Origin of the sequence: Streptomyces sp. NPDC048389 (genome assembly GCF_040706335.1) — a bacterium.
GTDB lineage: Bacteria > Actinomycetota > Actinomycetes > Streptomycetales > Streptomycetaceae > Streptomyces.
In genome coordinates, this window is sequence record NZ_JBEZKP010000009.1 from 1 (window position 1) to 26,564 (window position 26,564).

Here is a 26,564-nt window from a genome sequence, read left to right on the forward strand (position 1 = left end):
CCCCGCCGGGGGCGGGCCCCCCGGTGTGGGGGGGGGGCCGGGTTTTTGGGGTGGGGGGTGTCCGGAAGTAAAGCGTCGCAACTCGCGCGCAGCGCGGTGAGGAAAGCCATTCCGGACACCCCCCTCCGGAGACCCCGCCCCCCGCCACCCACCACCAACACAGCCACCACAGCCCCGGCCCGGGCGCAGCACACCCACCCACCGGCACAGCCCCGCGGTCACGCCCACAGGGGCGCCACGCACCCGCCCACCGGACCAGCCCCGCGGTCACGCCCACCAGGGGCCCCACGCACCCGCCCACCGGCACAGCCCGACCGCAGCCACGCCCCACAGGGGCGCCACGCACCCACCGACCGCACCAACCCGACCGCAGCCACGCCCCCGGGACGACGGACCCGCCCCACAAGACCACGCCCCGCACGGGCGCGGCGCACCCGCCCACCGGACCCGCCCCGGGGACGACGGACCCGCCTGCCGGGCCGGCCCGGAGGGAGCGGTTACGCCGGCTCGGGGGTGACGTAATACGACGCGAACGCGGCCAGGACGTCCTCCTCGCCGATCCGGCCGTCGCCGTCCGTGTCCAGCGCCGCCCCGGCCGCCACCGCGACACTCTCGTCGACGCCCAGCGCGCGCAGCACACGCTCCACGGCCGCCGGGGTCACGCCCTGGTCGTCCACGTCGGCGAGCCTCATCACGGCGTGCACGAAGGGGCGGGCGATCTCACCGAACCGCTTCGGGTTGTCGCGCAGTCTCTTGACCGCGCTCGTCACGAACTCCCCACGGCTCACCCGCTGGTCGCCGTCCACGTCGGCGATGCCGGCCATACCCTGCCAGAACGCCTCCGCACCGCTGTACAGATCCTGCCCCTTGTCGGAGCGTGCGGTCACGGAGAACTCGGCGAGCAGCCTGGCCGCGGCCGAGCTGAAGTCCTCACGGTCGATGTAGCCATTGCCGTCCTGATCGAAAGCGGCGAAGCGGGACGCGATCTTCCGCTCGTACTCTGCGCTGTCCATGCGGGGAGCGTAAGGCCCCGGGAGCCGGGGTGGATACGCGGCCGGGCGATTGCACGGTGGCGACATCGGGGCGAAGGGCAGATGACGGGTGTGCAGCGGGGCGTACGGGGGCGCGCACACGGGGCGTGAGGGCGCGTGGAGTTGACGGGTGTCCGGGTCGGTGGCCGGGGCATCGGGGCGTCACGCCGTGAGTGGCTGCGCTCCGTCGTCGGTGGCCGAATCCGTGTCCGCGTAGACCTCGAAGAGCCGGCGCACACCGAGAGCGGCCAGGACCCGGTTGACGTGCGAGCCGTCCTCCGCGCCGCGGGCCGGCAGGATCAGCCGCAGCCTGCCCCGGCACGAGCGCATCAGACGCCGTGCGGCGATCAGCACGCCGACACCGCTGGAGTCGCAGAAGAACACCTCGGAGAGGTCGAGCACGACATCGTGGTGACCCGCCGCGACCGCGTCGTGCACCCGCTGGCGCACCACCGGCGACGACACGAGGTCGAGCTCTCCGCGCACATGCAGCACGGTCCACGAGCCCTGCCGGGTCTCGGCCACATCGAGCATCACGTCTGGACCCCTCCTCATGCCGGCCGCAGAAGGCCGGAAGCTGCCCTTCCACTGCCGCTTCCCGACCGGCCTTCACTGAAACGCGACATTCGTCACGGAGTGTTGCAGCGACTCCCGCGGGAGGTTCCCACCCGTCCTGGCCCTTATCATCCCGGAGCTCCGGGGGAGCACGGTTTGCCACAAAGGGACGCGCATTGTCCGCCCGGCGCACTACATTCGAATGAGCGACACGGACGAGGGCAGGGGCAGAGGCAGCAGGGGCAGAGCAGCAGCTTGGGGGCCGCATGGCTAAGGACGCACCACAGCGTTGGGACCGCAGGATGCAGCAGCGGCTGGCGCGTGGCGAGGCCGCGGCGCTCGGTGAGCTGTACGACAGGTTCGCCGCACTCGTTCACAGCCAGGCCCACCGCGTGCTCGAGGACGAGGAGGCCGCCGACCAGGTCACCCGCGAGGTGTTCGGGTACCTGTGGGAAAACCCGGACGCGTACGACCCCAAGCAGGGTTCCATGCGGTCCTGGGTGGCGAGGCTCACCAACAAACAGGCCGTGCACCGGCTGCGCCAGAGCGAGTCCGCGGCACTCGCGGAGGGCGGCGCGGGCACGACGGAGGAGTTGGAGCAGAAGGTACGCAGGGCGGCCGTCGCGGCCCGCGCCGACTACATCGTGACGTCCATGCCGGCGCCGCTGCGGGCCGCGCTGGAGCTGGCGTACTTCCAACGCAGGGACTACCGCCAGACCGCGGCCGACCTCGGCGTCACGGAGGACGAGGCGAGGCGGCGGCTGCGCCTGGGGCTGCAACTGCTGTCGACGGCGAACACCCGCGCCCTCGAGGGCTCGTCCCCACCCGGCTACGGGCGCGCCCTGTGAACGGGCCCCTGGACAGCGGCGGTGACGACGGCCGCGAGCACGACGGGGAGGAGCTACGCGGTGTGCCGCGCATACCGTCCCCGCGCGCGGCCGCGGACGACCTCCATCCGGACGCGTACCGCCCGAAGGAGCCGGCCCCGCCGAAGACGGCGGGGCCGCCCGAGACGACGAACGGAACGACGTCCGTGCCCGAGGCCGCACCGGACGACTGCACCCAGGGCACCGAGGGCACCGAGGGCACCGAGGGCACCGAGGGCACCGAGGGCACGGCACCGCACGGACCGTGCCCGGCAGAGGCGGACGACGCCGGCACACACCGGCCCGCGACACACCACGCCGAGACACCCCGGCCGGGGGCGGGCGGCGCGGCCGCCGTCCCGTCCCACAAGGTGCTGAAGTCGCTTCTCGGCGCCTGGGCGCTTGCCGCGTGCTCCGCCGAGGAGACCGCGGCCGTCGAGGAGCATCTCGGCGACTGCGCCCCCTGCGCCGACGAGGCCCTGCGGCTGCGGGACGCCGTCGGGCTGCTGCACACGGATCGCGATCTGGACCTCGACCCGATGCTGCGGTTCCGGGTGCTGGAGAACTGCCTGGGCCGGCGGCCTGCCCGTATCCCGGTGCCCGCGTGGGCCGATCCGTACGATGCGGAGACCGCCAGGCTCGACGCGCTGCTTCAGGACATCGGCGAGGCGGAGTGGCACGCGCCGGTGCGGCTCAAGTGGTTCGACGGCAAAGGGCAGGTGAGCCGCCGTACGACCGTGGCCGGTGTCATCGCGCATCTGCTGACCGTCGACGGCCTGGTCGCCGGTGCGCTCGGGCTCGACGACCCGCTGGGCCCGCACGCGCCGCTGCCGCCGACGGCGCGTACCGAGTTGTTCTGGGACACCGCGGAGCTCCCTCCCACCGGCGCGATCCGTGAGCCGTGGCGCGACCAGAGCCACACGCTCATCCGCACGGTGTCCTTCGCGGGCGGGGGTCTCGCCGACACGTCCGTGTCCTACGGGGCGTTCGCGATGCCGCTGCGTGACGCGCTGCTCGACCGGGCTTTCGAGTGCTGGATCCACGCGGACGACATCGCCGAGGCCGTGGACTATCCGTACGCGCCGCCGAGCGGCGCCCACCTCAACCGCATGATCGACCTGGCGGCCCGACTGCTGCCGGCGGCTCTCGCGGAGCGCAGGCGCGCGGGGCTCGCGGGGCCGCCGCGCCATCTGGTCGCGGCGGGCTCGCCCGGACGCTCGCTCCATCTTGAGGTCGAGGGCTCCGGCGGCGGCAGCTGGTACATCGCCCTGGACTCGCCGGCCGCCGTCGGCTGCCCGGACAAGTCGGTCGCCCAAGTGGCGTTGGACGGGGTCGAGTTCTGCAAGCTGGTGGCCGGGCACGTCTCCCCGGAGGACGCCGCCGCGGGTCAGGACGGCGACCGGGAGGCGATCCGCGACGTGCTGTTCGCGGTCGCCGCCCTGAGCCGCCTGTAACGGCCGTCGCCGGAGGGAAGGGGCTCAGGCGGTGCCGGCCCCGGGCATGCGCTGCGAGGGCGGTTCCCGGCGTCGGCGGACCGGTGAGAGGAAGACCGGCAGGAAGGCGGGGGCACTCGGCTCGGGGTTGCGCAGGACGTGCCGCGCGCCCTCCGCGATCTGCGCTCCCAGGCATCCGGCGGGCACCCGCGGCACGGCCGCGATCAGCACGGGACGGTGCCGCGGCCGGTCCTGGTCGGCGCGCACCGTACGGGGCGCGTGGTCCTCCACGCCCGTACGCACGTGGGCGAGTCGCCGGTCGGCGGCTGACCCGCGCCCGCCGGCGCGGCACGGGCGTCACTCGCCGCCGACGCTGAGGTTCGGGTTGCCGTCCGGGCCGTGCGGCTTCAGCTCGATCTGGATGGTGTGCGTGGTGTCGCGCGCAGCGGTGGCGCCGCCGCCGGCCGTCAGCACGCCGATCCGCAACTCGGCCCGTCCGCTGCCCTCCCGCCGCACCTGCACCGCGAACTCGAGGTGCACGCTCTCCACGCGGAACCGCAGATCCCTGTCCTCACCGGCCTGTTGGGCGCGCTCCAGCTCGTCCCGCACCTGCCCGATCACCTCGGCCAGTCCCACGACCGCGGTTTCGTCACGCTCAGCCATCGCGCACCCCGTCTCGCGTAGTTATCGTGAGCAGTATGAGGGAGCCGCTTCGCGCATCCAACTACTCTGCCCAGGAGGAAGGTTGGCGGGTACGTCTGCTGCGGGGCCCGGACCGGACGGGCAGGCCGCTCGGTGCCGGTGTGCTGCTCCCCGGCGGACTGGTGCTCACCTGCGCGCATGTGGTCCTTCTCCGCCCCGACTCCGCCGGTGTGCGCTCCCCGCTGGAGGAGGTGTACGCCGACGTGCCGCGCATGCCCGCGGTCGACGCGGCGCAGCCGCTGCGCGCCCGGCTGCTGAGGGAGTACCTCGTCATGCCGACGGGCCAGTACGGCGGCGATCTGGCGCTGCTCAAACTGGACCACGAACCGGCGGTCCCTCATGCCGTCCTGCACCGGCAGATCCCGGCACGCGGCGACATGGTCCACTTCACCGGTTATCCGGAGGACCTGCCCGGCGGCGAGCATCTGGACGCCCGGCTGATGGGCCGCGGCGGTCCGGCCCCGACGCCGGAGTGGGTGCAGCTCGACGCGCTGAACGCGCCCTACGTGGTGCGCCGCGGGTACAGCGGATGCGCGGTGGTGCACAGCCGCACGCGGCGCGTCATCGGCATCGTGGCGCACCAGTTCGGCACCCCGCAGGCGCGGGTGCGGCGGGACCACGCGTACATGATCCCGACCGAGACGGTGCTGAAGCATCTGCCGCTGGAGCGGCTGGGGCTGACGGTCACGGGCAAGCCGGCCGTCTCGCACGATGTCGCGGTCGCCCACGACAGGACCGCCTCCGGGCGCGTACCCGGACTGCACCGGCGGCTGACCCGGTGGCTCGACGGCGCGCCGGACACCGATCCGGTGGAGCCCGTGTTCGCCGGGGAGGGCGAGCACGACCTGCTGCACACGGTCAGGTCGGTGCTCACCCTCGCCGACCGCGAGCAGAGCCCGCCCGGGGAGCCTCGGTCCCGGACGAGCGGGACGAGCGCGGCGGACGGGGCGGACGGGGCGGGCGAACCGCGGGCGGGCACCATCGACATCGCGGTCGACGTGACGAATCGGACCGTGGCGGAGCTGGCCGGGGACACGGCGGACCGGATCGGCCTGGACCCACTGCCCGACGACTCGGACGACACCGACGGCACTGCGCATGCGCCCGGCGCCCGTACGGGCGTGCCCGACGACGGCGCCCGGCCCGACCGCGACCTGCTCGCCCGGATCGCGGCGCAGAGCCCGCCGCTGAGCGCGGCCTTCCTGTCCGTCGACCGGTCGGCCTCCACCGACGACGAGATGCTGCGGCTCCTCGCCGCGCTCCTCGCCCGCGGCCAGAGCCGGCTGCTGCTCGTCTTCAGCGACCCGCGCTCGCCGCTCCTCGCCCGGGTGCGCGCCGAGCTCCTCGGCGCCGACTGGGCCGCCCGCCGCATCGAGCGACTGGGCATCCGGGTGAGCCGGCTCGCCGAGACCGAGCAGCGGCTGCACGGGCTTTCCGGCCGGCGGCCCGCCGCTCTCGCGCCACGGCTTCGACGAACCCTCGAACAGCTCGGCCCCGACGGCCCCTTGAACAGCTCCCAGGACCAGCCGCACGCCCTGTTCCGCTGCGCCGTCGCCATCGAGGCCGCGCTGCTGGAGGCGGAGACCGCGGAGCAGGAGCTGCACGGTCCCTCCGGACCCCGTGAGTTCGTCGTCGGGCCGCCGGGCGACGGGCTGACCGACCTGCCCTCCGTCGCCGTGCGCGACCCGGAGGCCCTGGTCACCGAGCAGGCCGGGGACCGGCTGGCGGGCGGCGAGCGGCTGCACCAGCAGTACGAGGTGGTGGGGCCCATCGGCCAGGGCGGCCACGGCAAGGTGTATCTCGCCCGCGACCTGCTCCTGGAGAACCGGCCCGTCGCCCTCAAGGGCATCCTCGACCCGGGCGATCCGGCCGCCGTCCTCCAGGCCCACCAGGAACGGCTGCGGCTCGTCAGCCTCAACCACCCCTCGGTCATCCGGGTGGTGAACTACGCGCGCCACGAGCCGACGGCGGCCGAGTTCATCGTGATGGAGTTCGCCGACGGGGCGCCTCTGTCGTGGGTGGCGTCCAGGATCGCGCGAGGGGTCGAGCCGTTCGCGGGGCCGCGGGTACGGGAGTTCATCGTCGCGTACGGTCTGCTGGTCCTCGAGGCGTTCGACCATCTGCACCGGGAGGAGAAACTCGTCTACGGCGACCTGTCGCTGACCAACGTGCTCCACTGCGGCACCGGCATCAAGCTCATCGACGTCGCGGGCGTCCGCGAGCCCGGCGCGCCGGGACCGGTCAGCCACCGGCCGCCCGAGAGCGGGCCCACCGGCGGCATGACCACCGCGGGCGACCTGTACACGGTGGGCGCGGTCCTCGGGGAGCTGCTCGCCAAGGACCCGTCGCCGCCGTCCGACCTCGGTACCGAATCGCTGCGCCGGGCACTGGCCCGCGCCACGGCCACCGACCCGCGGCAGCGCTACGCCTCCGCGCGGGAGATGGCCGTCCAGCTCCGCGGTGTGCTGCGCGAACTGCGGTCGCTGCGACTGGACGAGGAGACGTTCGCGCCGTCCCCGCTCTTCGACTCCGCCGCGATCGCGCTCGACGGCCGGCTGGGCAGACCCCCGCCGCTCGAGCGCTGGCGGGCGGACGGCCCGGCCGACCGGCTCGGCGCGCATGTCCCGGAACCGGCGGAGGCGGCCGTGGCCCTGCCCGTGCCCAAGGCCGACGTGCAGGACCCCAACTGGAAGGAGCTGCAGCGCACCTCGCACGACGACCCGGCCGGTCTGCTGCAGCTCAGCGACGAGTGGCTGCCGTCGCCCGAGCTGCATCTGCTGCGCTGCCGGCTCCACCTGGAGCTCGCCGGCACCCGCCGCCACGGCCGCGACAAGGAACTGGTGACCGCCGCGGTGGAACTGGAGCGGGCCGGGCGGCTGCTCGGCGACCGGTCCGGCTACGACTGGCGTCTCGACTGGCACCAGGGCCTGACCCGGCTGGCGCACGGCCGGCTGCACCCGGCCCTGCACCGCTTCGACGCGGTGTACTCGGCGATACCCGGCGAGTACGCGCCCAAGCTGGCGCTCGGCTACTGCCACGAGAAGCTCGCCGACGAGTGGCGGACCGGCGAACGGGCCGGCGAGCCCGGGGCTCCGGCGGCGAGAGAGGCGCACGAGGAGCAGGCCATGCTCTTCTACGACGCGGTGTGGCGGCGCAACCATGCCCTGGGTGCGGCCGCCTTCGGACTGGCCCGTATCCATCTCGCCCGGCACAGCCCGGACCGGGCTCTGGCCTCCCTCGACGGCGTCCCGCCGGACTCCCGGCACCGCACGGCCGCGCGTACGGCGATGGTCCGCATCCACGCCGGCACGCCCACGGTGGCCTCCGCGATCCGCGCCCACGCGGCGCTGCACCGGCTGGCCGGCCACGAGGGGCTGACGGACCGGCAGGCACAGGAACGGCTCACCGCGGAGCTGCAGGAGCAACTGCTGGAGCTGGTACGGGCGCAGGGCCCCGACGTGCTCGGGCGGCTGCGCGCCGCGCTGCCGGCGGCGGTGCCGGTGCCGTCGTCCGAACGGGAACTGCGCGAGCAGTTGTCGACGAGTTGTCGTCAACTGGCGAAGCAGGTGCCGCGCACGGACCGCGCGGAGGGCGCGGCGCTGGCGGAGGCGCTGCTGGACAAGGCGTACAGCACGCGGCCGTTGGGCCTGCGGCACGCCAGGCCGCGGACGGGTGGCGCGGCGTGGCCGTGGCGGTTGCGGCCCGCCTCCCGCCGATGACCGCCTGCGGCGGGGAGGGGGTCGGATGAGAGGCGAGGAGTGGGTCATGGCGCTGGGGCGGCGGGTGGCCGCGGCGGGCCCCGAGCTGTGGGCGCGAGCCGTCGGCCGCGGCCCGCGAGGCCGGCGGCCGACGGCCGCGTTCCTGCGGCGCCGCATGCTCGTGCTGCCCGCTCTCGCGTTCGTCGCGCTCTCCCTGTGCGCCACCGCGTACGCCGACGTGCACGACCGCTCCGAGCGGCTGCGCCACCGCTGCGTTCCGGCCCTCGAGGGGCTGGCGCACGCGCGGACGGCGTTGGGACTGGCGCAGGCGCAGGCCGAGTTGCGGCTGCTGACGGCCGCGCAGGCGGGACAGGTCGAGTTGGGTGAGACGTACCGCTCCCGGTTGACGGAGGCGTCGCAGAGCCTCAACCGGGTCGCCCTGACGGGCGCCCTGAGCCGGGGGCAGGAACAGGAGCTGCGGGTGGTGTCCGGGCTGGTCGTCGCGTACGGGGACAAGATCGCCTGGGCGGACCGCAACCGGGCCAGCGACGTGCTGCGCGAGGCCGGTGTCGCGTACGCGGCCGACCTGCTCGACGGCCCCTCGGACACGGACACGGGCACGAGCGGACGGGAGCAGGAGCCGACCGCCGTGCTGGACCGGATCGAGGGGCTGGAGAGCCAGTTGCGGCAGGAGACGGCCGACCTGGCGGCCTGGAGCCCGTTGACGCTCACCGCCGCCGCGGCCGCCGCTCTGACGACCGCGCTGTTCGGTTTCCTGACCGTCGGCACGGCGGTGTTCCTGCGGGACCGGCTGCGGCTGGTGAGTGTGCAGTTGGCGGTCGGCGCGCTGCCGGTGCTGCTCACGCCGGTGCTGCTGGCCGTCGGCGGGGCGCAGGAGCAGGGCGGGCAGCGGGGCGCGCGTACGGCTGTGGCCGGCCTGGCGGACGTCGGCGCGGTCCGGGCCGCGCCGCGGGCGATCGAGAAGGCGACGGACACGGCGTACGACCGGATCAGCGAGGCGGACCCGGACGGATGGGCGCTCACGGCGGGGATCGTCGTACCGGCCGCCGGGGTCGGCGCGCTGGCCTGCGGGGTGACGCTCTACCTCTACGGCAGGCCGTATCCGGCCGCGCGCACCGCACGGAGACGGAAGTACACGGAGGCGTGAGGGACTCGTGACGAGACGCAGGGGACGCGGCAGACGCAGAGGTCTGCGGGTGCTGCTGGCGGGGTGCCTGATCGCCGTGGCGTCGGCGGCGGCCGGCTGCGGCGGTCGGCCCGGGGAGCGCACGCTGGTCGTGCTCGGTCCGTGGACGGACGGGGAGGAGGCGGCGTTCGTCGACGCGCTGGACGCCATCGGGCGGCAGACCGGTCACCGTTACGTCTACAGGGGCACCCGTTCGCTGCGTGAGACTCTCGTCGCCCAGCTCCAGGCGGGTGCGCCGCCGGACGTGGCGATCCTCAACAGCCCCGGTGAACTCGCGGAGTACGCGCGGGCCGGTGACCTGCGTCCGCTGCCGGAACGGGTGGTGGGCGCGGCCGTTCCGCCGTGGGCGCCGACGGTCACGGTCCAGGGGGCGGACGGCGAGGCTCGGGCCCGCGCCTACTGGGCGCCGATCCGGGTGGATCTCAAGTCGCTGGTGTGGAGCCGGGCGGACGTGGCGGACACCGAGCCCGTGTGGTGCGTGGGCCTCGGATCCGGCGCGACCTCCGGGTGGCCGGGCACCGACTGGCTGGAGGACCTGATCCTGCAGCGAAAGAGCGCGGCCGCGTACGAGGACTGGGCGACGGGGCGTATGCCGTGGGAGGAGACGCGCACGCTGTGGGAGGAGTGGGGGCGGATGCTCACCGCGGGCGGCCGCACGCCGGGCGCGCAGGAGCTGGCGGACTTCCAGCTGCTCGACGACGGCCGTCTCGGGCTGCTGAACCGCGGCGACTGCACCCACGAGCACCAGGGCTCGTTCATCCGCAGGCACTACGGCGACGACGTGCGGCCGACGCCGACGGCCCGCTATCTGGACGGGGTGCGGACGCCGGCGGAGGGCGGCGAGAACGCCTTCGAGGTGTCCGGCGACATGGCCGCGGTGTTCCGGGAGAGCGCCGCGGCGTGGGACCTGCTCGACCGGCTCACCTCCCAGGAGGCCCGCAGGAACTGGGCGGACGCGGCGCTCCCCGGTGAGCGGCCGTTCTTCCCCGGCCACGCGGTGTCCGCCGTACCGGCGTCGGGGGCCACCGCGGCGGTGCAGCGGCTGTTCGACACGGCCGGCCGGATCTGCTTCGACGCCTCGGACGCGATGCCGCCGACGCTGCGCGACGCGTTCCACCGGGCGGTGCTGGAGTTCGTGGGCGACCCGCGTGACGAGGCGCTGCTGGACCGTCTGCTCGGGCAGCTGGAGGCGGAGCGGCTGCTGCAGATCCAGGAGAGGACGTTCGTGCTGGACGACCTGTGCGACAACCCGGTCGCCGAGTAGAGGCGCCTGCCTGCCGGGAACGGCGGCGCGTCAGGCGAAGACGACCGTACGGCGGCCGTTGAGCAGGATGCGGTGCTCCGCGTGCCACTTCACCGCGCGCGCCAGCGCCTGGCACTCCACGTCGCGGCCGACCGCCACCAGTTGCTCGGGCGTGACCTCGTGGCCGACCCGCTCGACCTCCTGCTCGATGATCGGGCCCTCGTCGAGGTCGGCCGTCACGTAGTGCGCGGTCGCGCCGATCAGCTTCACGCCGCGGGCGTGCGCCTGGTGGTACGGCTTGGCGCCCTTGAAGCTCGGCAGGAAGGAGTGGTGGATGTTGATGATCCGGCCGCTGAGCTGCTTGCAGAGGTCGTCGGAGAGCACCTGCATGTAGCGGGCGAGGACGACCAGCTCCGCGTTCTCGTCGTGCACCAGCTCCAGCAGCCGGGCCTCGGCCGCCGCCTTGGTGTCCTTGGTGACCGGAATGTGGTGGAACGGAATGTCGTACGAGGAGACGAGTTCCGCGAAGTCCGTGTGGTTGGACACGACGGCCGCGATCTCGACGGGCAGGGCGCCGGTGCGTGACCGGAAGAGCAGGTCGTTCAGGCAGTGCCCGAACTTGCTGACCATCAGGATGATCCGCATCCGCTCCTCGGCGTGATGGATCTGCCAGTCCATCTGGAAGGAGTCGCCGACGGCGGCGAAGCTGGCCCGCAGCTTGTCCACCGTGACGGGGGCCTCCGCGGAGAAGTGGACCCGCATGAAGAACAGACCGGTGTCCCTGTCACCGAACTGGCGGCTGTCCTCGATGTTGCAGCCGGTGATGAACAGGTAGCTCGACACGGCGTGCACGATGCCCTGTTTGTCCGGGCAGGAGAGCGTCAGGACGTACTGGTCGGTCATCCTCGTAGCCTGCCACATCCCGCGGGCGGGCCCGGCACACGTCCGTCAGGCGGACCGCGTCATGGTCCGCAGCACGTCGATGGAGCGCGGCGGGGTGTCGGGGTCCTCCCCGTCGCTCGTGGCCATCCGGACGTGGGCGTCGCGCGCCGCCCGTACGGCCTCCGGCCAGCCGGGGTGCTCCAGATACGCGGAGACCGGGGCGTCCGCGCCTATCTGGTGCATGATCCGCAGCACACGGAGCACGGCGACGTCCACGAGGGCGGCCTCGTCGGCGTCCCGGAAGATCGTCCCGACGTATTTCTCGGCGGACCAGTTGTCCAGCCAGGTGTCCTCGACCAGGCGGTACACGGCATCCGTGACGTCACCGTATCCCTCGCGCCCGGCCAGCCAGCACTCCTGGTGGAACACGGGGTCGGAAAGCATGTGCAGCGCCGAACGCACGTTGCTGCGCCAGCGCCACCAGGGCATGTCGTTGAGCGGCATGCCGCCCATGGTGGACGAGCGACGGCCGCGACGGGAAGGGTTGTCCGAACCTTGCTGCACGCCTTCGATCGTACGTTCCCCTTTCGATCAACCGGACCCACCCCGGTAATTCATCTCGCCGTCACCCAGCGTTGCACCATGCTCACTGTGCCGTTACCTGGGGGCGGAAGCGTGCACAGTCATGACCGGTAGGCGACGCTCCTCCTCCCCTCGCCCCTTCAAGACCTTCTCAGTCCGTACGGCGTGTACGGCGGCGGTGGCGGCCGGGGCGTCGCTCATCGCCGGATGTGGCGTACTCCCTGGAGGCCCGGGGGGCTCCAGGGAACCCGTCACCGTCATGACCTTCGCCCCGCAGAACACCGCAGCGACCAACATGCCCGGCATGCCGGCGATGGCCGAGGCATACGCCCGCTGGGCAGCGGCCCGAGGCGGCATCGACGGCCACGAGCTGCGCGTCATCACCTGCAACGAGCAGAACACCCCCAAGGGTGCGGCGACATGCGCCCGCCAGGCCGTCGACAAGGGCGCCGTCGCGGTGGTCGGCTCCTACAGCCAGTACGGCGACGCCTTCATGGCGCCGCTGGAGGCGGCGGGCATCCCCTTCATCGGCGGATTCGGCATCTCCGACGAGGAGTTCACCAGCTACCTGTCCTACCCGGTCAACGGCGGCCAGGCCGCCCTGCTCGCCGGGAACGGCGAGCAGCTGGCGGACGTCTGCGACAAGGTCGCGCTGGTACGGCCGGACAGCCTCGCCGGCGACGACCTGCCCGACCTCCTCAACGCCGGCCTGGCCCGCAGCAAGGCACGCGGTTCTGCGGACATCCTCGCCGCCGACAACGCCACCGGCTACTCCGACGAGGCACGGCGGGCACGCGAGCGGGCGGCGGACGCGGCCCGGACCGAGGACGGAACCGACGGCGGCCGGCCGGGCTGCGTCACGGCCGCGCTCGGCGACCGTACGGAGACCTTCTTCGACTCGTACCGGCGGCTGCCGGACGACGGCCGGGACATCCGGATCTCGTCGGTCATGGGCAGCGTCGGCCAGCCCCTCATCGACAGCACCGGCGGCCGCAACGGCCTCTACGAGGGCGCCTACGTCACGGGCTGGTACCCGGACGCGGCCGACGCCCGCTGGGACCGGATGCGCGACGTCATCCGCACCCACGCCTTCGGCGACAACGATCTGGACCCGTCGGACGCCGGCGTGCAGACGACATGGATCGCGTACACCGTCCTGGACCGGGTCGTCCGGGCGATCGACAGCGGCAGCATCACCCCCGGCAAGATCTCGCACGCCCTGGACCAGGGGCTGAAGGTGTCGACCGACGGTCTGACACCGGACCTGCGATGGGGTTACGAGGACATGCTCGGCGCCGCCCGCTACCCCCGGATGGTCAACAGCAGCGTGACGTTCCAAGTGGTGCGTGACGGGCGCCTGGTGACGCAGCGCCAGGAGTTCGTGGACGTCGGTCCGACGCTGCTGGAGGCGTCGTAGCCCGGCGAGGCCCGACGGCCCCGGCCTGCCGCCGCCCCCGGTCCGGAAGTCTCCGGCCGGGGGCGCTCCGTTCGTCTCAGAGCTGACGGCTGCTGCGCTCGGTGAGGCCGTACGTGCGGGCGATCGAGTTCCACAGCTTCGACGCCTCGGTCTTGGCCGTCGTCGCCTCACCGCTCGCCGTGTTGCCCATGGCCGTCTGCCTGGTGACGCGCGCCTTGCCGCCCTTGCAGCCCTTCTTGCCCTTGACCTGCCCCGCCCACGCCGCGTAGTGGTCGTCGGCCGCCGCCGACGCCTGCCACGCCTTGGTCAGCGACGCGGTCAGCGCGGCGTTGTCAGGCAGCTTGTCCACCGACAGGCCGCTCAGCCGGGTCACCAGCTCGCGCCGTTGCTGCGCGGCGCCCTTCAGATCCGCGGCGGCCTGGTCCAGGTTCTTGCACACCTTGATGTTCTGCACCGAGCGCACGACCGCGTCGCGGCTGTTGTTGCTGTCCGCGAGGAGCTTGTCGAGCTCCTTGGCCTGCGGCTCGGCCGGATCGGCGGCCGAAGGAGAGGGGCTCGCCTCGCCGGGCGTCGGGGACTCGGCCGCGACAATCTTGTCGGGGGTGGGCTCCTTGTCGCCCTCGCCGCCGAACATCACGGCGCCGACGCCGAGTCCGAGCACGGCACACCCGATGACGAGCGCGGCGACCACCGGCGCGGCGGACCGGCGGCGCGGCTCGGGGTCGTACTGCGGCTCGTACCGGCCCGGCGGCTGGTGCGGCGGCCGGGCCGCCTGCCGGTGGGCGGGCGGCGGCTCCTCGAAGCGGGGCATCTGCTGGGTGGCGTCGGCCGGTTCGGCGGCGCCGGGGCCCTCCGAGCGGAAGAGGCTGTCGAACTCGGCGGGCGGCCGGCGGTCCCCGGGAGCCCCGGGCCGCACACCGAACGGCACCCCGGCGGGGGCGGACGGCACGGGCGCGATGTACTGCGTGGCGTCCGCTTCGGTGCCCTGGGGGGCGCTCTGCGGGCTCTGCGGGCTCTGCGGCCCGCGGGCGTCGAGTCGCCCCGTACCGAGGAAGGTCGTCGACTCCGCGGGCATCTCGGGCGGCAGCGCACCGGGCCCGACGGGCGCGATGTACTGCGTGGCGTCGGCGTCGGCCATGGGCGCGGCGCCGGCCGGGGCGTTCGCCGCCTGTGGCGCCGCCTGGGGAACCGCCTGGGGAACCGCCTGGGGCGGAAGCCCGCCGGTGGGCGCACCCGTCGCCGGGTACTGCCCGTGCGGAGCGGCGCCGTACTGCGCGGCCTGCGGGTACCCCTCCTGCGGCGGCGGGGCGGGGGACGCGAACTGACCCTGGGCGACCGCACCGTGCGGCGCTCCCGGCCCGTATCCGCCCTGCGTGGCAAGGTCCTGGGACGCGTGCGGCGACTGGGCGCCGGGCTGCGGGGCGGCGTGGCCGCCGTGCGGGGCGTACCCGGCGGGCGCGGGCTGCTGCTGCGCGGCATAGGGGTCCGGCTGTGCGGGGTAGCCGTAGCCACCGGCCTGCGCCGGGCCGCCCGGGTAACCGTAGCCGGCGGCCTGCGCCGGGCCGCCCGGGTAACCGTAGCCACCGGCCTGCGCCGGGCCGCCCGGGTATCCGTAGCCGGCGGCCTGCGCCGGAGCGCCGGGGTGGCCGTGGCCCTGTGGTGCCTCGGCGCCGCCCTGCGCGGGCGGCGGGCCGGGGTAGCCGTACCCGGGTGCCGCCTGCGGCGGCTGCGGCGGCTGCGGCGGCGGCTGAGGACCCCACGGCGCGCCCCACGGCTGTCCACCCGCAGGAGCGGGCTGCACGCCCGGGGTGCCCGGTATGAGGGGGTCGCTTCCGTCGGCGGGCAGCACGACGCCTTCGTGCGCGGGCCGCGCGGCCGGCGGCCGCTGCTCGTCACCCTGTCCGCTGTGCGTCACCGGGACTCCTACGTGTGGACCTGCTTCGATCGTCGGCTCACGCTACCGGGTGCCCACAGCGGTCCGCACACACGTGCCGGAGCGGTGACACGACGGGGACACAACTCGCCGCAGCCGTCCGGTGGAAAGCCCTTGTGCCACTGCCTCCCCCGACGGCTCCGGCCGCGTACGCGGCCGGCGGTCAGGCCGCCGCACGCAGTTCGAGCCGCGCCGCGAACTCCCGGACGGAGGGCTCCTGCGCGTGCGGCTCCAGCCGCAGTTGAAGGCCGTCGAGGTACTCCGCGCCCCTGCTGGAGCGCAGTGTGTCCAGCAGTTCCACCGCCCGCGTGCCGGTGTGGCACGCCTGCTCCACCTCGCGCTGCTGCACCTGCGCCGACGCCAGCAGGACCAGGCCGATCGCCCGGCGGCGGACCCGGGACTCGGGCAGGGCCTCCAGCGCGTCCACCGCGTACCGCGCAGCGGTCTCCGCGCGGCCGAGGTCTCGGTAGCAGTGGGCCAGTTCGTCGGCGAGGTAGGCCCCGTCGAAGTGGGCGATCCAGTCCGGGTCGTCCCCCGTGTCCGGCTCGGCCCGCTCCAGTGCGGCGAGCGCCCTGGCCGCCACCTCGTCGCAGGTGCGGCCGTCCCCCAGCAGGGCGTGGCCGCGTGCCTCCGCCGCGAGGAACATGGCCTGCGCCCGGGGGGTGACCCGCCCCCGGGCGCCTTCCTGGGCGGCCCTGGCGAGTTGGGCGATCTCCCGCGGGTTGCCCAACTCGGCGGCCAGGTGGCTCATGGAGGCGGCCAGCACGTAGCCGCCGTACGCCCGGTCTCCTGCGGCCTGGGCGAGGCGCAGCGCCTGGATGTAGTAGCGCTGGGCGAGCCCCGGCTGGCCGGTGTCCACCGCCATGTAGCCGGCGAGCTCGGTCAGCCGCGCCACGGCGGCGAACAGGTCCCGGCCCACGGCCTCCCGGTACGAGCCGGACAGCAGCCCGGAGACCACGCTGTTCAGATAGTGGACGACGACGGGCCGCACATGGCCGCTCCCGAAGCGGTGGTCCATATCGGTCAGCGCCGCGGTCATCGAGCGGACCGCCGCGACGTCCGGGGGCCCGACCCGCGCCCCGGCGTGCCGCGCCACCTGCGCGTCCGCGCCGGTGATCAGCCAGTCGCGGCTCGGTTCGACGAGGGCGGAGGCGGCTACCGCGGAGCCGGACAGGAAGTCGCGGCGGCCGACGTCGCTGCGCCACAGTTCGCAGACCTGCTCGATCGCGCCGGGGACCGTCTGTGAGAACTGCAGGCCGACGCCGGTGGCGAGGTTCTTCCCGTTGGCCATGCCGATCTCGTCGATCGTGACGGTGCGGCCGAGTTTGCGGCCCAGCGCCTCCGCGATGATGCCCGGCGCCCGGCCGCGCGGCTGCTGGCCGCGCAGCCAGCGGGCCACGGAGGTCTTGTCGTAGCGCAGGTCGAGGCCGCGCTCCGTGCCGACCACGTTGACCCGCCGGGCCAGCCCGGCGTTCGAGCATCCGGCTTCCTGGATGAGTGCCTGCAGTCGTTCGTTCGGCTGGCGGACGGCGAGCGGCCTGGCTGCCATGAACTACCCCCTGGTGCCGCGTTGATCAATGCGTTGATCAATGCCCGGCTGGTATTCGGAGAATGCAGAATTGGTCGGGTTGATTCCTTTTGCCGCCGCGTGCCCCCGTCGCTTCCCCGTCCGCGGGCGTCCCGCACTGCCTACCCGCCCCCGCGGCCCGCGGCCCGTGCGCGCCCCCGGGCATGCACCCGTGCGCCCCACGTGCGGGATCGATGCTCCACCCCCCACCGCATCACGCCCCGTAACCCGAGGTTGCGGCGGTAGTTGAGTGTGTCGTGGAAGAGACCATGGGAGTCACCGAAGCCGCACAGATCCCCCAGCAGCGAGGCGAGCAGCTACTGGACAACGCCGTGCGGTACGCGGAAGAGCGGCACTGGGACGTGTTCCCCGGCACCTGGCTGGAGGCGGTCGAGGGGAAGCAGCGCTGCTCGTGCGGCGACCTCGGCTGCCCCCTGCCGGGCGCCCACGCGTCCCGGCCGGACTGGGCGAACCAGGCGACCGGCAGCGCGAATGCCGCACGGCGGCTGTGGTCGAAGCAGCCGACGGCCTCGATCCTGTTGCCGACCGGCCGCACCTTCGACGCCATCGAGGTCTCGGAGTCGGCCGGTTTCCTGGCCCTGGCCCGTATGGAACGGATGGACCTCCCGCTCGGTCCGGTGACCTGCACCCCGGACCGCCGGATGCTCTTCTTCGTGCTGCCGGGCGCCGCCCTCAAGGCCCCCGACCTGATCAGGAAGCTGGGCTGGGCCCCGAGTTCCCTCGATCTGATCGCACGCGGCGAGGGCCACTACGTCGCCGCCCCGCCGACGAGGATCGGCGGCCACGGCGCCGTGCAATGGGCCCGCCGCCCCACCCCCGCCAACCGCTGGCTCCCGGACGCCGACGAGTTGATCAGCCCGCTCGCGTACGCGTGTGCCAGGGAAGCGGCTGCTGCGCGGGTGCGCGAGGGTTAGCACGGAGCCCCGGCGAGCAGGCACCGGAGCCCAAGCACCGGCGGGCAGGAGCCGCGTGATCACCGGCGGGCAGGCCCACGCCTGGGGGCGGTGCCGTATTCGCCGGCGCCACAATTCGAACGCGTCCGTAGGGTGGACCCGGACATCGGTGCCGCACGGCACCCACGGGGACTTCGAAAGGCGCGAGGACACATGCCGAACGGGACGGTCGACCAGGCGGGCGGAGCGCGTACGGCGCCGCCCGCCGTACACGTCGAGGGGCTGTGGAAGCGGTTCGGCGAGCAGATCGCCGTCGCCGGGATCGATCTGGCACTGCCCGCGGGCAGCTTCATCGGCCTCGTCGGGCCGAACGGCGCGGGCAAGACGACCACCCTGTCGATGGTGACCGGCCTGCTCCGACCCGACCAGGGCCGGGTGCTGGTCGCCGGGCACGACGTATGGCGCGACCCCGTGGAGGTCAAGTCGCGGATCGGTGTGCTGCCGGAGGGGCTGCGGCTCTTCGAACGGCTGTCGGGGCGTGAACTGCTCTCCTACAACGGCCGGTTGCGCGGCCTGCCGGGCGACGAGGTCGACAAGCGGGCCGGACAGCTGCTGGACGTACTGGACCTCGCGGGGGCGCAGCACAAACTGGTCGTCGACTACTCGACCGGTATGCGCAAGAAGATCGGTCTGGCCGCCGCGCTGCTGCACAACCCGGAAGTGCTCTTCCTGGACGAGCCGTTCGAGGGCGTGGACCCGGTGTCCGCGCAGACGATTCGCGGGGTGCTCGAGCGGTACACCTCCTCCGGGGCGACCGTCGTCTTCTCCAGCCATGTGATGGAGCTGGTGGAGTCGCTGTGCGACTGGGTCGCGGTGATGGCCGCGGGCACGATCCGCGCGCAGGGCCCGCTGGCCGAGGTCCGCGGCGACGCGCCGTCGCTCCAGGCCGCGTTCCTGGAACTGGTCGGCGCGCAGGGCCGGGACACCGGGGAGTCGCTGGACTGGCTCGGTGGCGGTGCCCGGTGAACACGGCGTCCCTGACCTCCGTCTTCGTACGGCTGAAGCTGTCGATGCTGCGCAACGGGCTGCGGCAGTCGTCGACCCGTACCGCCGTGTTCGTGACCTCCTTGGTGCTGGTGCTGCTGGTCTCCGCGTTCCTGCTGCTGGGTCTGGTGGTGCTGCGCGGCAACGAGCACGCGATGTCGCTCGTCGTGCTTCTCACGGGCCTGCTGGCGCTCGGCTGGGCGGTGCTGCCCCTGTTCTTCCCGAGCGGCGACGAGACACTGGACCCGACGCGCCTGGTCATGCTGCCGCTGCGCCCGGCGCCGCTGGTGACCGCGCTGCTCGTCGCGTCGCTGGTCGGCATCGGCCCGCTGTTCACCCTCTGCGTGGTCGTGGGTTCCGCCGTCGCGCTCTCGCACGGCGTCGCCGCCCTGCTCGTGTCCGTCGCCGCCGTGCCGCTCACGCTGCTGGTCTGCCTGGCGCTGGCCCGCACCGTCGCGGCCGCCAACATCAGGCTGCTCACCTCCCGCAGGGGCCGCGACCTGGCGGTGCTCAGCGGCCTGCTGATCGCGGTGGGCATCCAGTTCGTGAACTTCGGCGTGCAGCGCCTCGGTGACGCGGGCGGCCTCGCCGCGCTGGACCCGGCGGCGGCGGTCGTACGGTGGATCCCGCCGGCGTCCGCGATCGGCGCCGTGGACTCCGCGAGCGACGGCGCGTACGGCACGGCACTGGCCCAACTCGCCCTGTCGGGCCTGGCGCTGGCACTGCTGCTGCGGTGGTGGCGGCAGAGCCTGACGAAGCTGATGACGGCCCCGGACGGTTCGACGCTCGCCGCGGCGTCGGAGCCGACCCGCAAGCCCTCGGCCTCGGGCCGGCTGCACGGGATGCTGCCTGCGGGCCGCACGGGGACGGTGATGCAGCGCTACTTCCTCTACATCTGGCGCGACCCCAAGACGAAGGGCGCCTGGGTGTCGTCCCTGGCGATCGGCCTGATCGTGCCGATCTTCAACGCGCTGCAGGGCACCGGCTCGATCTATTTCGCGTGCTTCGCCGCCGGAATGCTCGGCTTCCTGATGTACAACCAGTTCGGCCAGGACACCTCGGCCTTCTGGATGGTGTCCCTGACGATCTCCTCCACGCGCGACGCGTACGAGGAACTACGGGCGCGCGCCATGGCCATGCTCGTCATCACCGTCCCGTACATGGCGCTGGTGTCGGTGCTCACCGCCGCGACGCTCGGCCGGTGGCACGATCTTCCGGAGGTGCTGGGCCTGTCGTTCGCCCTGCTCGGCGCGATGCTGGCGACGGGCGCGCTGTCGTCGGCCCGCTTCCCCTACTCGATCCCGCAGGACAGCGCGTACAAGAACGTGGCACCGGGGCAGGCCGGTCTCGCATGGCTGTCGATCCTCGGCGGCATGGTCGCGGCGGCTCTGCTGTGCGCCCCGGTGATCATCCTCACGATCCTGCTGAGCGCCTCCGCCGGGCCGGACACCGGAACCCGGTGGCTGCTGCTCCCCGTAGGCACGGCCTACGGCGCGCTGCTCGCATGGGCGGGCGTCCGGTTCGCGGCACCGCAGACGGCGAGGCGCCTGCCGGAGATCCTGACGGCGGTCAGCAAGGGGTGACGGGGCAGGCGGGGAGGTGCACCGGCGCTGAAGTAGCGTCATGCCCATGTCGACACCGCAGAATCCGTACGGGCAGCAGCCGAATCCCTACGGCCGGACGCAGTACCCGCAGCAGCAGCCGTATCCGCAGCAACCTGGGTACGCGCAGTACCCGCAGCAACCGGGGTACGCGCAGTATCCGCAGCAGGCCGGTCACCCGCAGGCCGGTCATCCGCAGCCCGCTTACGGGCAGCAACCGCACCCGGCGGCAAACGGATGGGGCGGGCCGTCGCCGTACGGTCCGCCTCCCGTGCCGCCGAAGAAGAGCCGCACGGGGCTGATCATCGGCCTGTCGCTCGGGGCGGTGCCGTTGATCCTGCTCTTCGCCTGGTTCGGCAACAACGTCGATCTGCGCTCGGACCGGGCGGGCGGCGGCAGCGGCTTCCCGGCGGCCGAGTACGGACTGACGGCGCCGAAGACGCTGCTCGACGGTACGTACGAGCTCGCCGACGACCAGTCCGCCCGGCGGCAGGAGCAACTCGAGTCCTCCCCCGTCGACGAGTCCACCATCCGGGACCCGCAGGCCACGGTGGCCCAGTACACGTCCGTGTCAGAGGGCGGCGTCCTCGTCATCTCCGGTATGCACGGGCGGATCAAGGACCCTGCCACGGCCCGCGAGAAGATCCTCGACGGCGCCGCCACGGCCGAGGGCGCCACGCTCTCCGTACCGGCGAAGGACTTCACCCCGGCAGGCTCCGAGGTCACGATCACCTGTCAGGTCGTGACCATGGCCCAGGACGGCGGCGGCACCACCCCGCTCCCCATCTGCGCCTGGGCCGACGACAACACGAACGCGTCGGTGAGCGTGATCACGGCCGCCGGCGCGACGCAGTCCCCGGAGAAGATCGACCTGGCGGCCGCGGCGGAGACCACGGCGAAGGTGCGCGAGGAGACCCGCGAGCCGCTCGGCTGAGGCCCCCGCGGGCCCGCTGCCGGGAGGCCCTGCCCGCGGAATACGCTCGCAGACGCCGGCGGGCGGGCGACGTCATGGTGTCAACACCCCCTCCAGGAAAGGCTCGATCGCCGTGCGCCAGCCGGACGGGCAGTCGTAGTGAACCAGGTGGCCGGCGTCGGACACCTCGCCGTACTGGCCGCGGGGCAGCACACGGACCATCTCCTGGGCCTCGGCCCGGCCCAGTTCGCCGTCGAGGCCGCGGACGACCAGGGTGGGGCAGCGGACCTGGGCGAGCTCCTCCCAGTGGGCGTCGTGGACCCAGGTCTCACGCGACACGAGCATCTGGCGGCGGGAGAACACCGGGCGCCAGCCGTCCGCCCGCTCCGCCATGATCTCGGCGAAGAACTCGCCGCGGGCCGGGTTCGGCCGCTCGACCCGGGGGTCGTCCTCGCCGAACCACTTGCGGACGTCCGCCAGGGTGGCGAAGGGTACGGGCCAGGAGCGGAACCATGCCTCCCACTCCCGCTGCGTCGCGGCACCGAGCGCCGAGGCCCGCATGTCGCAGATGATCAGCGCCTGGACCAGGTCGGGTCGCTTCGCGGCCAGTTGCCACGCGGTGAGGGCGCCCATCGCGTGGCCGATCAGCGTCACCGGCGCGAGGCCGAGTTGCTCGACCGCCGCCTCGGCGTCCGCCACGTACGCCTCGCGGGTGTACGGCCCGTCCGCCGGCTTGTCGCTCCGGCCGTGGCCCCGCTGGTCGAGCGCCACCGCGCGATGGCGCTCACTGAGCCACCGGGCGGTGGACGCCCAGTGGGAGGCACGGCCCATCAGGCCGTGGAGCAATAAGACCCCCGGGGCGTGCTCGCCCTCGCCGCGGCCCTTGGGCGGGTCCGCGAACTCCCAGGCAGCCAGGCGTACGCCACCTGTTCCGGTCACGTCGATGCGTCGCACCATCGGTCCTGGCACCCCCACTTCTCCCCCGAGTCGGACTGGCTCGTCGCGAGCCCCGTGTCGAACCCTGCCAGACTATCGAACTTGTATTCGAGAACGCGGTTCTGCCACGCAACACCCCTCGTTCGAGTGACCCCTGACAGGGGTTGACCGGCGCCACCGAGGGGAGATCTTCTGCGGGAGGCGGGCCGCTCGGGGAAACAGGCCCGTGGGGATCGACCCTGGGAGCTCGGGGCTCCGGGTCAGCACAGGGGAGGACAGGTCCCGGCGCCTTCGGGCGCCGGGACTCCTTCGCGTCCGGGGGGCCATACCTACCAACCGGAGCGACGCGGGACAGGACGCGGGACAGAGAGGACCGTGTCGGCGCCCGTGTCCGCTTCCGTACCGGCGTTCCCACGCGCTCTCGCAGGAGCTGCCGGACCGGCCCGGGCGCCGGTTCACACGCGGGGCGTACGACGGGCGCATCACCGTGATTCCCTCCCCTGCCCTCGGTGGGGTCCCCACCCCCGGGCCGTGGCCATATGCCTCAGCCACAGAGTGGCACGCGATTCGCCCGGCCGCTGCCATTCCGGACGGAAAGCGGTTCCGCATGCCCGTAACGCGGCACCGAACACGGTCCGGAACGCGCCGCACCGGGAACGCGCGCCGAACAGGACCGGAACGGCGACGGAACAGGTCGGCACCGACCCGAAAGGGACCGCAACGGCAGCCGGAACGGACTCGGCACAAGGACCGTCAACAGGAACGGGCACGGAACCGGGACGGGGAGCGGGAACGGCACCGGCCCCGCACCCTCGGGGAGGGGCGGGGCCGGTGCGGCCGGAAGACGCGGCCCTTGAGCCGGCGCCGGCGTCAGCGCTTCGCCACGAAGACGTGCGACGCCACCTCGGTCCCCAGCTCCGCCGCCTCGCCGCTGCTGCCCACGAGCACTCCGCCCGCGGACTCCGTCACGCTCACCACGGAACCGGGCTGCACGCCCGCCCGCCGCAGCGTGTACATCAGCTGCGCGTCGGTCTGGATCGGCTCACCGATCCGCCGCACGACCACCGTCTTGCCGTCCGCGCCCGGGTCCAGCTCGGCCAGGGAGACCATGCTGTCGTCCAGGAACGGGTCGGCCTCGGCCTTCTCGCCCAGCTCTTCGAGACCGGGGATCGGGTTCCCGTACGGCGACTCCGTCGGATGGCGCAACAGCTCCAGCACCCGGCGCTCCACCGCCTCGCTCATCACGTGCTCCCAGCGGCACGCCTCTGCGTGGACCTGCTCCCACTCCAGCCCGATGACGTCGACGAGCAGACACTCGGCGAGCCGGTGCTTGCGCATCACGCGTGTGGCCAGCTGGCGTCCTTCGCCGGTCAGCTCCAGGTGCCGGTCACCCGCCACCGTCACCAGGCCGTCGCGCTCCATCCGCGCCACGGTCTGGCTGACCGTCGGGCCGCTCTGGTCGAGCCGCTCCGCGATTCGGGCCCGCATGGGAACCACACCCTCCTCCTCGAGCTCGAGGATGGTGCGGAGATACATCTCCGTCGTGTCGATCAGTCCGGACATACGTGCCCCTCGATGCTGTGACTTGAAATCAGTCGTCCGCTGGCCCCGTCCCCAATTCTTGCGCATCCCGCCGACAACCGTGCGCGCACGGTCCGGACCGTATTGACAGCTCAATGGTCCAGACCGCAACGTGATCCGCGACACGGGTGCCACCCGGTACCGACTCACCCCTGCGGAAAGGGCTCGGCGATGAGCGAGAGCAAGCTGGCCGGTCGGTTCTTCGACGCCGCGATCGGTCTGCTGCAGCGCGTACGGGACGAGGAGTCCGCGAACGTCGCGGCCGCCGGGACCGCCGTCGCCGACACCGTGGCCGCGGGTGGACGGCTCTTCGCCTTCGGTGCCGGGCACTCCTCGCTCCCCGCTCAGGACGTCGTCTACCGGGCCGGCGGCCTCGCCCTGATGAACCTGCTCGCCGTCCCGGGCGCCGTGGGTGTCGACGTCATGCCGGCCACGCTCGGATCCGCGCTGGAACGCGTCGACGGTCTCGCGAGCGCGGTGCTGGACGCGAGCCCGGCACGAGCCGGCGACCTGCTCGTGATCATCTCCCTCTCCGGCCGCAACGCACTGCCCGTCGAGATGGCGATGAACGCCCGCGCCCTCGGCCTCACGGTGATCGGCGTGACGTCGGTCGCGTACGCGCAGGAGACCAGGTCCCGGCATGTCTCGGGCACCTTCCTCAAGGACCACTGCGACATCGTCCTCGACTCCCACATCGCGGTCGGCGACGCCGAACTGACCCACCCGGCCGTCGAGGCACCGTTCGCCCCGGCCTCGACGGTCGTGACCAGCGCGCTGATGCAGGCGACGATGGCGGCCGCGGCCGAACAGCTCGCCGAGCGCGGCATCGAGCCGCCGCTGCTGCGCTCGGGGAACGTGGACGGCGGCCACGAATGGAACGGCCATGTGATGGACGAGTACGGCGACCGGATCTTCTTCCGCCACTGAGTGGTCCGGAAGGGGCGGTAGGGGAAGGGCCCGCCGCAGGCGCACCCGTACCCGCGCCCGCACACCGTCGGCGGAGCCGCCGTCAACCCTCCCCCACCACCTGCCCCAGATCCAGCGCCGCCCCCACCAGCGCCGCCACGCTCTCCGCGTACACCGCGTCCGGCCGCTCGAACGCGGGGCGGGCCGCACCCCGGAGGAAGGTGAGGACGCCCACGGTACGGCCGCGGCTGCGCAGCACCGTGCACAGCGCGTGCGCCGCGTCCCGGGGCCACTGACTGCGCTCCGCCCACTCCCCGGGCGTGCCGCTCGTCCGCACGGAGCCGACCCGCTCCACCGCCTGGAACGCCGGATGCCCGGGCGCGTACCGCACCGGCAGCCCGCCGCCCGCCGCACCGGCGCAGGGGCCCGGCGCGCCGACCGGTGACGCCGCGGCCCGCAACAGGCGCTCGCCGTCGTCTTCCGCCACGTCGAGCAGTACATGGTCGGCGAAGCCGGCCAGCGCGAAGTCGAGGTATGCGGTCGCCGCCTCCAGCGGGTCCTCGCACTCGGCGGCCGCCCGCCCCGCCCGGTGCAGCTGTCCGGCCCGGAACCGCAGCCGGTTCGCCTCCTGCTCCGCCAGCTTGGCGTCCGTCACGTCGTGGAACAGCCACCCGACACCCAGCGGAACCGGCTCCTCCGCGAGCGGGGAGGCCAGCCGCAGGAACCCGCTGCGCCAGCAGCGCCGCTGCTCCCGCCCGCCCGCCCCGGCGACGACCACCCACAGGTCCACCGGCCCGCGCGGCGCGCCTTCCGCCAGCACATGGTGCAGCGCGCCCTGCAACTCCTCGACCCCCTGCGCCAGCAGCTCGCCCAGCGGACGCCCCAGCACGGAGGAACCGGCCGCCCCCAGCGCACGGGCTGCCTCGCCGTTGACGACGGCGGGGCGCAGGTCCACGTCGACGATCACGACTCCCCACGACGCCTCGTCGAACAGCGCCTCGCTCAGCGCGATGGACCTCTCCAGGTCGATCTGGGCGTGCACCTCGCTGAACGCGCAGTAGACCCCGGCGGGTCTGCCGTCCGCACCGAGCACCCGCGCCGACTGGGTCCGGACGAGCACCCGCCCGCCGTCCTTCCGCAGCAGCGCGAACTCGTGCACCTGCCGCCCCGACGCGTCCATCGCGGCCATCAGCCGCCTCTGCACCTCACCGGCGTCGGCGCTGCGCACGGCCCACCCGGCGAAGCCCCGCCGCCCGACGGCCTCCGCCGCCGACCAGCCGAGGATCCGCTCCGCCTCCCGGTTCCAGTGCGTCACGGTCCCGCCGGCGTCGAAGGCACACAGCGCCGCGTCCATCCCGTCGAGAAGCGCCGCGAGCAGTTCCGCGCCGCCGGGCTCCGGCTCGGGCCCGCCGGCGCCCGGTGCGTCGGTCGTCTCACTCCTGGAAGCACTCATCCCGGGACCCCCTGCAGCACTGTCCGCGTCCGCCGATGCCTGGCCTCATTCAACTTCAACGTGACCCACGGCACACTCGGTTCCCGAAAAGTCCCCCGTG

At 73.5% G+C, this 26,564-nt stretch carries 22 protein-coding genes; 11 read left to right on the top strand and 11 right to left on the bottom strand.

The window, feature by feature from the left end; all coding sequences use genetic code 11:
* Positions 1–497: 497 nt before the first annotated feature.
* Together AB0903_RS09240 and AB0903_RS09245 are read right to left on the bottom strand one after the other, a co-directional pair.
* On the bottom strand, positions 498–1,013 hold the full coding sequence (locus AB0903_RS09240; RefSeq protein ID WP_366700609.1) for an EF-hand domain-containing protein: 516 nt from the start codon (positions 1,011–1,013) through the stop codon (positions 498–500).
* 180 nt (positions 1,014–1,193) lie between these two features.
* Positions 1,194–1,568: an STAS domain-containing protein gene (locus AB0903_RS09245; RefSeq protein ID WP_366700611.1), complete on the bottom strand. Its 375-nt coding sequence runs from the start codon at positions 1,566–1,568 to the stop codon at positions 1,194–1,196.
* Between the two features lie 284 nt (positions 1,569–1,852).
* Here AB0903_RS09245 and AB0903_RS09250 point away from each other — a divergent pair, with 284 nt between their 5' ends.
* Both AB0903_RS09250 and AB0903_RS09255 read left to right on the top strand, forming a co-directional pair.
* A complete protein-coding gene (locus AB0903_RS09250; protein ID WP_366700613.1) occupies positions 1,853–2,434 on the top strand; it encodes a sigma-70 family RNA polymerase sigma factor in 582 nt (193 codons plus the stop codon).
* Positions 2,431–3,906 carry a zf-HC2 domain-containing protein gene (locus AB0903_RS09255; protein WP_366700615.1) on the top strand — a complete coding sequence of 492 codons (1,476 nt, stop codon included), beginning with the start codon at positions 2,431–2,433 and terminating at the stop codon, positions 3,904–3,906. The genes AB0903_RS09250 and AB0903_RS09255 overlap by 4 nt, the downstream gene beginning before the upstream one ends.
* Before the next feature lie 24 nt (positions 3,907–3,930).
* Here the strand turns inward: AB0903_RS09255 and AB0903_RS09260 are convergent, their stop codons facing one another.
* Together AB0903_RS09260 and AB0903_RS09265 are read right to left on the bottom strand one after the other, a co-directional pair.
* A complete protein-coding gene (locus tag AB0903_RS09260; protein WP_366700617.1) occupies positions 3,931–4,188 on the bottom strand; it encodes a hypothetical protein in 258 nt (85 codons plus the stop codon).
* A 54-nt stretch (positions 4,189–4,242) separates the two neighbouring features.
* Positions 4,243–4,548, bottom strand: coding sequence for a trypco2 family protein (locus AB0903_RS09265; protein WP_366700619.1), 306 nt, complete (start codon positions 4,546–4,548; stop codon positions 4,243–4,245).
* A 35-nt stretch (positions 4,549–4,583) separates the two neighbouring features.
* Between AB0903_RS09265 and AB0903_RS09270 the strand changes: the two genes are divergently transcribed.
* From AB0903_RS09270 to AB0903_RS09280, 3 genes are read left to right on the top strand one after another with little or no spacing between them, the layout of a single operon-like run.
* On the top strand, positions 4,584–8,306 hold the full coding sequence (locus tag AB0903_RS09270) for a tetratricopeptide repeat protein (RefSeq protein WP_366700621.1): 3,723 nt from the start codon (positions 4,584–4,586) through the stop codon (positions 8,304–8,306).
* A 25-nt stretch (positions 8,307–8,331) separates the two neighbouring features.
* Positions 8,332–9,453, top strand: a complete 1,122-nt coding sequence (locus AB0903_RS09275) for a hypothetical protein (protein ID WP_366700623.1) — start codon at positions 8,332–8,334, stop codon at positions 9,451–9,453.
* Positions 9,454–9,460: 7 nt separating this feature from the next.
* A complete protein-coding gene (locus AB0903_RS09280) occupies positions 9,461–10,756 on the top strand; it encodes an extracellular solute-binding protein (RefSeq protein ID WP_366700625.1) in 1,296 nt (431 codons plus the stop codon).
* Between the two features lie 30 nt (positions 10,757–10,786).
* Here the strand turns inward: AB0903_RS09280 and purU are convergent, their stop codons facing one another.
* Positions 10,787–11,638 carry a formyltetrahydrofolate deformylase gene (purU, locus tag AB0903_RS09285; protein ID WP_366700627.1) on the bottom strand — a complete coding sequence of 284 codons (852 nt, stop codon included), beginning with the start codon at positions 11,636–11,638 and terminating at the stop codon, positions 10,787–10,789.
* A gap of 45 nt (positions 11,639–11,683) precedes the next feature.
* Positions 11,684–12,130 carry a hypothetical protein gene (locus AB0903_RS09290; protein ID WP_366700885.1) on the bottom strand — a complete coding sequence of 149 codons (447 nt, stop codon included), beginning with the start codon at positions 12,128–12,130 and terminating at the stop codon, positions 11,684–11,686.
* A gap of 172 nt (positions 12,131–12,302) precedes the next feature.
* Between AB0903_RS09290 and AB0903_RS09295 the strand changes: the two genes are divergently transcribed.
* The gene (locus AB0903_RS09295) at positions 12,303–13,616 is read left to right on the top strand and encodes an ABC transporter substrate-binding protein (protein ID WP_366700629.1); all 1,314 of its coding nucleotides are present in this window, start codon (positions 12,303–12,305) and stop codon (positions 13,614–13,616) included.
* Positions 13,617–13,692: 76 nt separating this feature from the next.
* Here AB0903_RS09295 and AB0903_RS09300 read toward each other — a convergent pair whose 3' ends face one another.
* Together AB0903_RS09300 and AB0903_RS09305 are read right to left on the bottom strand one after the other, a co-directional pair.
* Entirely contained in the window at positions 13,693–15,531 is a 1,839-nt protein-coding gene (locus AB0903_RS09300) for a hypothetical protein (RefSeq protein WP_366700631.1), read from the bottom strand.
* Positions 15,532–15,712: 181 nt separating this feature from the next.
* Positions 15,713–17,098 (bottom strand): transcriptional regulator, encoded by a 1,386-nt coding sequence (locus tag AB0903_RS09305; protein ID WP_366700633.1) that lies wholly within the window; start codon positions 17,096–17,098, stop codon positions 15,713–15,715.
* A 287-nt stretch (positions 17,099–17,385) separates the two neighbouring features.
* Here AB0903_RS09305 and AB0903_RS09310 point away from each other — a divergent pair, with 287 nt between their 5' ends.
* The 4 genes from AB0903_RS09310 to AB0903_RS09325 all read left to right on the top strand — a co-directional run bounded on the left by AB0903_RS09310 (position 17,386) and on the right by AB0903_RS09325 (position 21,609).
* A complete protein-coding gene (locus AB0903_RS09310) occupies positions 17,386–18,051 on the top strand; it encodes a bifunctional DNA primase/polymerase (RefSeq protein ID WP_366700635.1) in 666 nt (221 codons plus the stop codon).
* A 192-nt stretch (positions 18,052–18,243) separates the two neighbouring features.
* A complete protein-coding gene (locus AB0903_RS09315) occupies positions 18,244–19,056 on the top strand; it encodes an ABC transporter ATP-binding protein (protein ID WP_366700637.1) in 813 nt (270 codons plus the stop codon).
* 44 nt (positions 19,057–19,100) lie between these two features.
* The gene (locus tag AB0903_RS09320; RefSeq protein WP_366700887.1) at positions 19,101–20,657 is read left to right on the top strand and encodes a transporter; all 1,557 of its coding nucleotides are present in this window, start codon (positions 19,101–19,103) and stop codon (positions 20,655–20,657) included.
* 46 nt (positions 20,658–20,703) lie between these two features.
* The gene (locus AB0903_RS09325) at positions 20,704–21,609 is read left to right on the top strand and encodes a hypothetical protein (RefSeq protein ID WP_366700639.1); all 906 of its coding nucleotides are present in this window, start codon (positions 20,704–20,706) and stop codon (positions 21,607–21,609) included.
* Between the two features lie 72 nt (positions 21,610–21,681).
* Here the strand turns inward: AB0903_RS09325 and AB0903_RS09330 are convergent, their stop codons facing one another.
* Entirely contained in the window at positions 21,682–22,545 is an 864-nt protein-coding gene (locus tag AB0903_RS09330; protein ID WP_366700641.1) for an alpha/beta hydrolase, read from the bottom strand.
* 849 nt (positions 22,546–23,394) lie between these two features.
* Complete coding sequence (locus tag AB0903_RS09335) at positions 23,395–24,087, bottom strand: metal-dependent transcriptional regulator (protein WP_366700643.1); 693 nt, start codon at positions 24,085–24,087, stop codon at positions 23,395–23,397.
* Between the two features lie 189 nt (positions 24,088–24,276).
* On the opposite strand from AB0903_RS09335, the gene AB0903_RS09340 reads away from it, so the two are divergent.
* Positions 24,277–25,032, top strand: a complete 756-nt coding sequence (locus AB0903_RS09340; protein WP_366700645.1) for an SIS domain-containing protein — start codon at positions 24,277–24,279, stop codon at positions 25,030–25,032.
* 82 nt (positions 25,033–25,114) lie between these two features.
* Here the strand turns inward: AB0903_RS09340 and AB0903_RS09345 are convergent, their stop codons facing one another.
* The gene (locus tag AB0903_RS09345; protein ID WP_366700647.1) at positions 25,115–26,464 is read right to left on the bottom strand and encodes a PAS domain-containing protein; all 1,350 of its coding nucleotides are present in this window, start codon (positions 26,462–26,464) and stop codon (positions 25,115–25,117) included.
* Between the last annotated feature and the right edge of the window lie 100 nt (positions 26,465–26,564).